This is a genomic window from Frankia sp. CcWB3, assembly GCF_977927595.1.
In genome coordinates this window covers 1-9,533 of sequence record NZ_CDWRCK010000166.1, presented here as the reverse complement: position 1 = coordinate 9,533, position 9,533 = coordinate 1, and the positions used below count along the sequence as shown (strand labels likewise).

The window sequence follows — 9,533 nt, the reverse complement described above, 5'->3', positions numbered from 1 at the left end:
ATGTTGGCATGTCGGCATCACGACACGTATTCGGTCGAGGAGGTCGAGGAGATCCCCGCCACGATGTTCTTGCGTGATGCGTTATGACGGAAGAACGTCGCAGTAGGACACCGTCGCAGTAGAGCGTCGCAGTAGAGCACCGTCCCAGAGGACACTCCCGCCCCGTCCACGATCCGCTCAGGAGGGTTACCCGACGTGCTGACCCGAAGCGCCCGCCTGTTCCGCCGGATCGCCCTGACCGTGCTGGGTCTCGGCGTCCTCGGCCTCGGGATCGCGATGTTGGCGCTGCCGGGCCCGGGATTCCTCGTCGTGGCGCTCGGGTTCTTCATCCTGAGCCTGGAGTACGAGTGGGCGCGCGGCCGTTTCGAGCAGGCCCGGCGCAAGGCCGCCGACCTCGCCGATCAGGCGGCCGCGAACCGGTTCTCGTCGGCGTTCACGATTCTGTTCGCGCTGGGGATGATCGCCGCGGGAATCGCGTGGATCGTGGTCGACACCCTTCCCGCGTCCTCCGGGTGGTCCGGCGGAAGCCTGATCCTCAGTGGGCTCGTCATCCTGACCACCATGATCGTGAGTCTCTGGCAGGCGAAGGAGGCCCGCGATGCCGGCCGGCCCACGCCCGCCGAACTCCTCGCCCAACGGGAGCCGGAGAAGAGTCGATCCTGATGGGCGAAGGTCTACTGGCCCTGGGTGACCTGACTGATCCCGAGTACGTGCGGCTGGGCGTACACGCACTTGTACAGGGCCGCGCGGTCGACGGTCGACGCCTTCGCAACGTCGTACCGCAGCGGATAGATCCGGCTGGTGGCCAGCTGGTTGCGGTCCTTCGGCAGCTGGATGGCCCTGCCCACCGAGGGGCACGCGGCGCGCACCGCGTCCTTCTGCGCCTCGGTGGCTCCCGGGGCGAAGTACACGACGGCCTCCTGTTGCGGCGGCGGCCCGTCCAACGTCGCGTAGATCCCGAAGACGATCAGGCCGATGGTGGCGAGTACCGCCACGACGACCATCGTCCGGCGCCGAGGGTCGGCCAGGTAGCGAGCGGCACGGGTGACAGCAGGTGACGACGATGGGGCCACGTGGTGAGTCCTGTCACATCGGGGAAGGAAATCTGGTCCGGACGACGGCTGGAGCACCGCCATGACCGGACCCCCAACGTAGTCCGCCGAGCGGGTCCGTAAGGTAAACGCCCTCATGAGGCTTAGCGACCTCCGCCACGGGTAACCGCCGGCCCACCGCTGCGCGGCGTGCTCGTACCGGTTCACCGTCGACCGGCGGCGCTGTGCCCGCGATCGCGCCCAACGGCGGGCGACCCCGATGACATCGACCCCGATGATCATCAATTATCCGACGATCATCGATCCAACGATGATCACAACCAGTGGACCATGGGAGCGAGGAACAGGTCGTGCCATCCCTGATCGAGGACTACGCGCTGATCGGCGACACCCACTCCGCGGCGCTCGTGTCGCGCACTGGGTCGATCGACTGGTTGTGCCTGCCCCGATTCGACTCGCCGTCGTGCTTCGCCGCCCTGCTCGGCGACTCCGAGGCCGGCCACTGGAAGATCGCGCCCGTCGAGCCGGTCCTGGGCATCAGCCGGCGCTACCGGGGCGACACGCTGGTGCTGGAGACGGACATGACGACCGCGTCCGGCACCGTGCGCATCGTCGACGCGATGTTCCCCCGCGCCGGCACGCACACCGTGCTCCGCCTGGTCGAATGCCTCGAGGGTGCGGTCCACCTCCGATCGGAGACCCGGTTCCGCTTCGACTACGGCTCCATCGTGCCGTGGGTCCGCCGGGTGGACGAGCACACCATGTCGGCGGTGGCCGGGCCGGATGCGGTCACCCTGCGGACAACCGCCCCGATGGAGGGGCACGACATGGCCACCTACGCCGACTTCCACGTCGCCGCCGGCCAGTCGGTACCGTTCTCGCTGACCTGGGCCCCCTCCCATCAGACTCCCCCGCCGTCCCACGACCTCCGGCGCATGATCACCCTCACCGAGGCGTGGTGGTCGGACTGGATGGCGGGCTGCACCTACGACGGCCAGTGGCAGCCGGCCGTCCGCCGGTCGCTGATCACCCTCAAGGCGCTCACCTACGCCCCGACCGGAGGGATCGTCGCCGCCGTCACGACCTCGCTGCCGGAACACATCGGCGGCGTGCGCAACTGGGACTACCGGTACTGCTGGCTGCGGGACGCGACGATCACGCTGCTCGCCCTGCTCGACGCCGGGTTCACCAGCGAGGCAACCGCCTGGCGGGAGTGGCTGCTGCGCGCGGTCGCCGGTGACCCCTCCCGGGTACAGATCATGTACGGCGTGGCCGGGGAACGCCGGCTGCCCGAATACGAGATCCCGTGGCTACCGGGGTACGAGAACTCCGCCCCGGTGCGGGTCGGCAACGCCGCCGTCGACCAGTTCCAGCTCGACGTCTACGGCGAGGTCCTCGACGCCCTGCATGTCGCGCGGGTCGCGGTCGCCAACCGTCGCCAGCCCGTGCCCGGGCTGGCGCTCCCCGGCGGGCAGACCATCACCGAGAGCCATGCGGACGACTCCTGGCCGCTGCAGACCAAGCTGATGGACTTCCTCGAGACCGGCTGGCGGAAGACCGACGAGGGCATCTGGGAGGTACGCGGCCCCCGCCGCCACTTCGTCCACTCGAAGGTGATGGCCTGGGTCGCGGCCGACCGGGCGGTACGCGGGATCGTCGAGTCCCGGCTACCGGGCCCCGTCGACCGCTGGTCGGCGCTGCGGGACGAGATCCACACGGAGGTCTGCACCCGCGGGTTCGACTCCGAACGCAACACCTTCACCCAGTTCTACGGCTCCAAGGAACTCGACGCGGCGCTGCTGTACATGCCGCTGGTGGGGTTCCTGCCCGCCACCGACCCCCGCGCCGTGGGAACAGTCGCCGCCATCGAGCGGGAGCTGATGGAGGACGGGTTCGTCCTGCGGTATCCGACGGCCGAGGACGGCGCGGTCGACGGACTGCCCGCGGGCGAGGGCGCCTTCCTGGCCTGCACCTTCTGGTTGGCCGACAACTACGCCCTGTCCGGGCGGGTCCACGAGGCTCAGGAGCTGTTCGAACGCCTGCTGTCGTTGCGTAACGACGTCGGGCTCCTCGCGGAGGAGTACGACCCCAGGCTGGGCCGGATGACGGGTAACTTCCCGCAGGCGTTCAGCCACGTCCCCCTGGTCAACACCGCGCGGACGCTCACCGACGCGCTGCGCGGCACACCGCGCTCGCGCACCGACCGGGCCCACCCGCCCGGCCACTTCTTCGGCTGAGCCCGCGGGACACCCGGCTGGCTACCGGGCTGACTACCGACTCGTAACATACCGTGCACGCCGATACTGGATTCGTACGATCGGCGTGATCGGGATTCACGCTTTCGACGGACGGACAGGGGACGGGCGTGGCAGGTCGCATCGCGGTGATCGGCGGTGGAATTCTCGGGCTGGCGGTCGCCCGTCGGCTCGGGCAGGTCGAACCGGGATCGGCCGTGACGGTGTTCGAGAAGGAACAGGACATCGCCCGGCATCAGACCGGCCGCAACAGCGGCGTCGTCCACGCCGGTCTCTACTACGTCCCAGGCTCGCTCAAAGCGACCCTGTGCCGCCGTGGGGTCGGGCTGCTGCGGGAGTTCTGCGCCACGCACCGCATCCGGTACGACGAGTGCGGCAAGATCGTGGTCGCCGTCGACAACAGCGAGCTCGAACGGTTGGCCGAGATCGAGAAGCGGGCGGCGGCGAACGGCGTACCGCGGACCCGGATGCTCGACGCCGACGAGCTGCGGTCCGTCGAACCCCACGCCCGCGGGGTCGCCGCCCTGCACTCACCCACCACCGCCATCATCGACTATCCCGGGGTCGCGCGGGCCCTGCGTACCGAGATCGTCGCCCCTGGCGGGGCCGTGCGCACCGGAGCCGAGGTGATCGGGGTGGAGGATCGCCCAGCCGGCGTCCACCTCCGCCTCACGGTCGCCGGAACCGCGCGCGCGCGACCCAACGGCAATCACGAGCTAGCGTCCCGCGACGGTGGCCGGGTCGCCGTCGTCTCCGAAAGCGTCGGGCCGTTCGACCTGCTGATCTCCTGTGCCGGGCTGCAGTCGGACCTGGTGGCGACGCTGACCGGTGAGGACGCCTCCCCGCAGATCGTTCCCTTCCGGGGCGACTACTGGCTGCTGCGCCCCGAGCGGCGTGGCCTCGTCCATGGGCTGATCTATCCGGTTCCGGATCCGCGATATCCCTTCCTCGGCATCCATCTCACCAAGCGCATCGACGGGGAGATCCTGGTCGGGCCGAACGCGGTGCTGGCCACTGCCCGAGAGGGGTACACGGTCGGCACCGTCCAGGGCACCGACCTGCGACGGACGCTCGCCTGGCCGGGGTTCCACAAGATGGCGAAGACCCACTGGAAGACCGGCGCCAAGGAGATGCTGCGCACGGCGAGCAAGCGGGCCTTCGTCGCCGAGGCCCGGCGCTATGTCCCCGACCTGCGGGCCACCGACGTGGTTCGCGGCCCCGCGGGAGTCCGGGCCCAGGCCGTCGCCCGCGACGGTAGCCTCGTCGACGACTTCGTCCTGTCCCACAACGGGCGGGTCGTGCATGTCCGTAACGCGCCGTCTCCCGGCGCGACGGCGTCGTTGGCGATCGCTGAGCACATCGTCAGCAAGATCGTTTCCGAACGGGCCGGCTGACGGGCCCGAGAAACCGACAAGCCCGAGATTGACAATCCCGCGGCAACCCGTGCATCAAACCCGACGCGGCCACCCACCAGGCCACGGCAGACGCTGGGATGGGCGAAGCCGGTCGAGGTTTTCAACGATTTGCTGGCGAAGCACGCGTCGCTATGACCGCTTGATTCCGCCCCCGCGCGAGGCCGCCGTTCACACCGTGTAGGGACGCTTCTCCCTGGCCTCCGCGAGCGCGACCGCCCACCACTCGAGTTGCCTGATCAGGGTCTGGGCAGCGGTGTTGCAGCCTTCGGGATCCTTGGGCGTGCCGTCGGCGTGGAACTGGGCCCAGGCACCGTGGAAGCTGACCGTATCGCGGATGGTGACCGCGTGCAACTCGGCGAAGACCTGGCGCAGGTGCTCCACCGCGCGCAGGCCGCCCGCCTGGCCGCCGTAGGAAACGAAACCCACCGGCTTCGCCTGCCACTCGGTGTAATGCCAGTCGATGACATTCTTGAGAACGGCCGGATAACTGTGACTGTACTCGGGGGTGATCACGACGAAGGCGTCGGCCGCGGCAAGCTGCCGGGTGACGTCCGCCAGTTCCGCGACTTCTGGACCGCTGGAGGTACCCAGCCTCTCCGGCAGCCTGACGTCGTCGAGGTCGACGACATTCGTGACGATCGAATCGTGGGCGGATACCTGCTTGGTGAACCACTGGGCGACCACCGGGGCGAAACGTCCCACCCTGTTGCTTCCAATAACTACCGCGAGGTTGATGGGCTGATCGAGCATGAAAGTCCTCTCATTCCGCGGATCGGCGAGATCCGCTCTCGCCAGCAGGCGCCCGGAACTCTAAAACCTCAACCATGATTGAAGTCAAGGTCGTCTCCCGGCCGGTGGGTCGCGCAGTCATGCGGGTGCTATGCGGGCGGCGGTGAACGACTCCGCGCGGGCCGGCCGGCAGCGCGGCCCACTACGTCATCTCTCGACTCCGTTGACCTCAACCTTGGTTGAGGTTGCAGACTTTGCGTGTCACCACCTCGTCACCGGATGCAGCAGGGCGCTTCGAGAGAGAGCAAGGATGTCAGCGATGGCCGCGCCTGCGGAGGGGCCGGAACTCAGCCGGACGACTACCCGGGTGGTCCTCTTCGGGCTCCTCACCGGTGTGTTCATGTCCGCGCTGGACATGACGATCATGGCGACCGCCACCCGGACCGTGGCGGACTCGCTGCACGGGCTCACCGCCCAGGCATGGATCACCAGCGCCTACCTGATGACCATGACCATCTCAGCGACCATCCGTGAGAAGAAGACGGCGACAACGCGGGAACACCCCACCCCCGCCGACCACGGCGCCCCCGTCACCGACGGGTAACCAGACCGGTACGGAAAACCCATGTCCGCGCTGCCACGCGGCAGAAACCCCACCTCCGCGCCGAGGCGCGGAGCAACCCGACAGGAGAGTGGAACCGATGAAAGCCGCCGCATTCTTCGACCCCGGCCCACCCAACGTCCTCCAACTCGTCGAACTGCCCCAGCCCGAACCCGGCCCCGGCGAGATCCGAGTACGGGTACGGGCCGCCGGCGTCCAGCCAGTCGACCTGGCGACCCGCGAGGGCTGGATACCCCCTGGCGTCGAACTCAGCCGTCCCCAGATACTCGGCAACGAGTTCGCCGGTACCGTCGACCTGACCGGCCCGGACGTCACCGGCATCACCACCGGCGACGAAGTCCTCGGCTTCCGTTCCCTGGGCTGCTACGCGGAATACCTGGTCGTCCCCACCGACCAGGTGGTACCCAGACCCGCCGCACTGCCCGCACAGATCGCCAGCGGACTCTCCGGCGCCGGACAAACCGCCCACACCGCCGTCGAGGAACTCAAGATCGGCTCAGGCGACACCTTCCTCATCCACGCCGCCGCCGGCGCCGTCGGCACCATCGCCGTCCAACTCGCAACGCTCGCCGGCGCCACCGTGATCGGCACCGCCAGCCCCGCCAACCACGACTACCTACGCTCCCTCGGCGCCACCCCCGTCGCCTACGGCGACGGCCTCGTCGACCGCGTACGTGCCCTCGCCCCCAACGGAGTAACCGCCAGCCTGGACGCCGCCGGCGCCGACGGACTACGCGCCGCAATCGAACTCGTCCCGGACCGGCACCGCATTGGCACCATCGTCGCCTTCGACCTCTACCAGGAACTCGGCGTCCGCTGGCTAGGCAGCAAACGCTCCGCGGCACGACTCTCGGAGCTGGTCGGGCTGTACACACGAGGACAGCTGAAGATCGGGCTACGCCAGGCCTACCCACTGGAGCGCGCCGCCGACGCCCACCGCGACGTCGGCACCGGCCACGGCCGAGGCAAGGTCGTACTGACCCCCGCATGACCTGCCCCCACCCGCGTCGCGACGGGCGGCGACGCCGACGAGTCGAACATGCGTTCCATATTTCTGGTGGGAGGCCCGTCTCCACCGCTTACCCTGCGTCTGCGTTCCGTTCGGCACCGATGCTGGAGAGCTGGGCCCAGAAGGCTCGTTCAAGGCGTGCCGGCCGTGGAGCGGGCGGGACGATCAGCGCCCCGCAGCAGAGTGCGGGCCCGGCGACGCGGTCGGGAGATCGGCTCGGCGCGCCGCTTCGAGAAGGCGCTTGTCGTAGGTGACGAACGCCTCCAACCGGGTGTCGTTCTCGTCGGACAGCCGAAGGGCGGTAGCGAGGTGAATGGCATCGAGAGACCGCAGGAGCGGGTCATCGAAGGCGGCCGCGACGGTGCACGTGGGCATCGATTTCCAGACGGTACATCCGGTCCAATACCCGCGGCACGCGTCCCGATGCTTCCGGGGCCGTTCGTTGTAGATGGCCTCCTCGATCTGGGCGCGGTCGTCGGCGTCGAGGGTGCTCAGATCGTTCTCGACACGGCGGATGAGCTGCCGCAGCCGGCTGATCTTGTCCTCGGAGGGCATCGCGTCGCGACGGGCCCAGCTTCAGCGCCGTGGACGGCAGGGGGGCCGTTGACGGGGCCGTCTGGGCAGCACACGACGAGGGCATCGGAGGCGGTTCCGGTGCCGGGCACGCCGGCTTCGAGCAGCGCCTGGGTTCTGGCTTCCGTGGCTGTGATGACGGCGTTGACGAGGGCAGCGTCGCCGCTGCGCCTTGGCGAGGTCCCCGGTCAGGGCCGGCGCGGGCGCGCCGCAACGCACCAGCACGTACGACTCGGGCTTGCCGTTCGGGTACGGCTGCTTGACCGTGAGGACCTCGTAGCTGCCTGGACCGGCCGTTCGACCGCATGCGAATGTTCGAGCTTGCGTGCGGAAACGCGACCCGAGGAGAAGAAGGACCGCATGATCGAGCACAAGGTGCGTGTCTACCGCAGCGAGGAGCGACTGGCCCGCGAGGAGCAGCTCGCCTGGAAGATCGCCGCGGTCGCGTCCGATCCGGTGGAGGTGACCCTGGAGGTCACCGAGATGGCCATCAACCGTGTGATCGACAACGCCGGGGTGGCTGCGGCGTCCCTAGCTCGCAAGCCGGTGACGGCGGCGCGGGAGCAGGCGCTGCGGCACGCCCCGCCGGCCGGCCGCGCCGGCGCCACCGTCTTCGGCCTGCCGCCCGAGACCAGGGTCTCGCCCGAATGGGCGGCGTGGGCGAACGGTGTCGCCGTGCGTGAGCTCGACTTCCACGACACGTTCCTCGCCGCCGACTACTCGCATCCCGGCGACAACATCCCGCCGATCCTCGCGGCGGCGCAGCACGCCGGGCTCGGCGGGCGCGACCTGCTGCGCGGCCTCGCCACCGGCTACGAGATCCTGGTGGCCCTGGTCCGCGCGATCTGCCTACACAAGCACAAGATCGATCACATCGCGCACCTCGGCCCGTCGGCCGCGGCCGGTATCGGCACGCTGCTCGGCCTGCCGACCGAGACTGTCTACCAGGCGGTCGGTCAGGCGCTGCACACCACGACGACGACCAGGCAGTCCCGCAAGGGCGAGATTTCCAGCTGGAAAGCCTACGCCCCGGCGTTCGCCGGAAAGATCGCCGTTGAGGCCGTAGACCGGGCGATGCGGGGCGAGGGCGCGCCCTCGCCGATCTACGAGGGTGAAGACGGGGTGATCGCCTGGATGCTCGACGGCGCGGCGGCGCAGTGCGTCGTCGGACTGCCCGGCCCCGGCGAGCCCAAGCTCGGCATCCTCGACACCTACACCAAAGAGCACTCGGCCGAGTACCAGAACCAGGCGTTCATCGACCTGGCCCGCCGGCTCGGCCCGCGCCTCGGCGACAGCCTGGCGACGATGCGGTCGATCGTGATCCACACCAGCCACCACACCCACTACGTGATCGGCTCGGGTGCGAACGACCCGCAGAAGTACGACCCGAAGGCCAGCCGCGAGACCCTCGACCACTCGATCCCCTACATCTTCGCCGTCGCGCTGCAGGACCGGGACTGGCACCACGAGCGGTCCTACGCGCCCGAGCGCGCCGCCCGGCCGGACACCGTCGAGCTGTGGCAGAAGATCACCACGGTCGAGGACCCGGAGTGGACCCGCCGCTACCACGCGACCGACCCGGCCGAGAAGGCGTTCGGCGGCCGGGTCGTCGTCACCCTGGCCGACGGCTCCGTCGTCGCGGACGAGATCGCCGTCGCCGACGCCCATCCGCTGGGCGCCCGGCCGTTCGGGCGGGCCGAGTATGTCGCGAAGTTCCGCCGGCTGGCCGAGGGCGTCGTGCCGACCGACGAGCAGGACCGCTTCCTCGACGCGGCGGTGCGGCTGCCGGAGTTGCGGCCCGACGAGCTCGGCGAGCTGACCCTGGTGCCTGACTGGCCGCTTTCGACCGGCTCGGTCACCGGCCTGTTCTAGGGCCTG

10 protein-coding genes are annotated in these 9,533 nt (G+C 69.4%); 6 read left to right on the top strand and 4 right to left on the bottom strand.

What is annotated here, in order from left to right:
* The first annotated feature begins 195 nt into the window (after positions 1 to 195).
* Positions 196 to 663, top strand: a complete 468-nt coding sequence (locus ACY5KJ_RS13445; RefSeq protein ID WP_462203488.1) for a PGPGW domain-containing protein — start codon at positions 196 to 198, stop codon at positions 661 to 663.
* A gap of 11 nt (positions 664 to 674) precedes the next feature.
* Here ACY5KJ_RS13445 and ACY5KJ_RS13440 read toward each other — a convergent pair whose 3' ends face one another.
* On the bottom strand, positions 675 to 1,073 hold the full coding sequence (locus ACY5KJ_RS13440) for a hypothetical protein (RefSeq protein ID WP_462203487.1): 399 nt from the start codon (positions 1,071 to 1,073) through the stop codon (positions 675 to 677).
* A 329-nt stretch (positions 1,074 to 1,402) separates the two neighbouring features.
* Between ACY5KJ_RS13440 and ACY5KJ_RS13435 the strand changes: the two genes are divergently transcribed.
* Positions 1,403 to 3,289: a glycoside hydrolase family 15 protein gene (locus tag ACY5KJ_RS13435; RefSeq protein ID WP_462203486.1), complete on the top strand. Its 1,887-nt coding sequence runs from the start codon at positions 1,403 to 1,405 to the stop codon at positions 3,287 to 3,289.
* A gap of 128 nt (positions 3,290 to 3,417) precedes the next feature.
* Positions 3,418 to 4,701: an L-2-hydroxyglutarate oxidase gene (locus tag ACY5KJ_RS13430; protein WP_462203485.1), complete on the top strand. Its 1,284-nt coding sequence runs from the start codon at positions 3,418 to 3,420 to the stop codon at positions 4,699 to 4,701.
* Positions 4,702 to 4,890: 189 nt separating this feature from the next.
* Here ACY5KJ_RS13430 and ACY5KJ_RS13425 read toward each other — a convergent pair whose 3' ends face one another.
* Positions 4,891 to 5,472: an NADPH-dependent FMN reductase gene (locus ACY5KJ_RS13425; RefSeq protein WP_462203484.1), complete on the bottom strand. Its 582-nt coding sequence runs from the start codon at positions 5,470 to 5,472 to the stop codon at positions 4,891 to 4,893.
* A gap of 298 nt (positions 5,473 to 5,770) precedes the next feature.
* On the opposite strand from ACY5KJ_RS13425, the gene ACY5KJ_RS13420 reads away from it, so the two are divergent.
* Both ACY5KJ_RS13420 and ACY5KJ_RS13415 read left to right on the top strand, forming a co-directional pair.
* Complete coding sequence (locus tag ACY5KJ_RS13420) at positions 5,771 to 6,055, top strand: hypothetical protein (RefSeq protein WP_462203483.1); 285 nt, start codon at positions 5,771 to 5,773, stop codon at positions 6,053 to 6,055.
* A gap of 97 nt (positions 6,056 to 6,152) precedes the next feature.
* Positions 6,153 to 7,064: an NADP-dependent oxidoreductase gene (locus ACY5KJ_RS13415; protein ID WP_462203482.1), complete on the top strand. Its 912-nt coding sequence runs from the start codon at positions 6,153 to 6,155 to the stop codon at positions 7,062 to 7,064.
* A 183-nt stretch (positions 7,065 to 7,247) separates the two neighbouring features.
* On the opposite strand, the gene ACY5KJ_RS13410 is transcribed toward ACY5KJ_RS13415, so the two are convergent.
* On the bottom strand, positions 7,248 to 7,637 hold the full coding sequence (locus ACY5KJ_RS13410; RefSeq protein ID WP_462203481.1) for a hypothetical protein: 390 nt from the start codon (positions 7,635 to 7,637) through the stop codon (positions 7,248 to 7,250).
* Entirely contained in the window at positions 7,574 to 7,762 is a 189-nt protein-coding gene (locus ACY5KJ_RS13405; protein ID WP_462203489.1) for a hypothetical protein, read from the bottom strand. Before ACY5KJ_RS13405 ends, ACY5KJ_RS13410 begins: the two co-directional genes overlap by 64 nt.
* 253 nt (positions 7,763 to 8,015) lie before the next feature.
* Between ACY5KJ_RS13405 and ACY5KJ_RS13400 the strand changes: the two genes are divergently transcribed.
* Positions 8,016 to 9,527 carry an MmgE/PrpD family protein gene (locus tag ACY5KJ_RS13400; protein WP_462203480.1) on the top strand — a complete coding sequence of 504 codons (1,512 nt, stop codon included), beginning with the start codon at positions 8,016 to 8,018 and terminating at the stop codon, positions 9,525 to 9,527.
* Positions 9,528 to 9,533: the final 6 nt, after the last annotated feature.

What these genes read in the sequence shown, in the direction of transcription:
- ACY5KJ_RS13425 (WP_462203484.1), bottom strand. Translation starts at nt 5,472, where the DNA reads ATGCTCGATCAGCCCATCAACCTCGCGGTAGTTATTGGAAGCAACAGG.
- ACY5KJ_RS13420 (WP_462203483.1), top strand. Translation starts at nt 5,771, where the DNA reads ATGGCCGCGCCTGCGGAGGGGCCGGAACTCAGCCGGACGACTACCCGG.
- ACY5KJ_RS13415 (WP_462203482.1), top strand. Translation starts at nt 6,153, where the DNA reads ATGAAAGCCGCCGCATTCTTCGACCCCGGCCCACCCAACGTCCTCCAA.
- ACY5KJ_RS13410 (WP_462203481.1), bottom strand. Translation starts at nt 7,637, where the DNA reads ATGCCCTCCGAGGACAAGATCAGCCGGCTGCGGCAGCTCATCCGCCGT.
- ACY5KJ_RS13400 (WP_462203480.1), top strand. Translation starts at nt 8,016, where the DNA reads ATGATCGAGCACAAGGTGCGTGTCTACCGCAGCGAGGAGCGACTGGCC.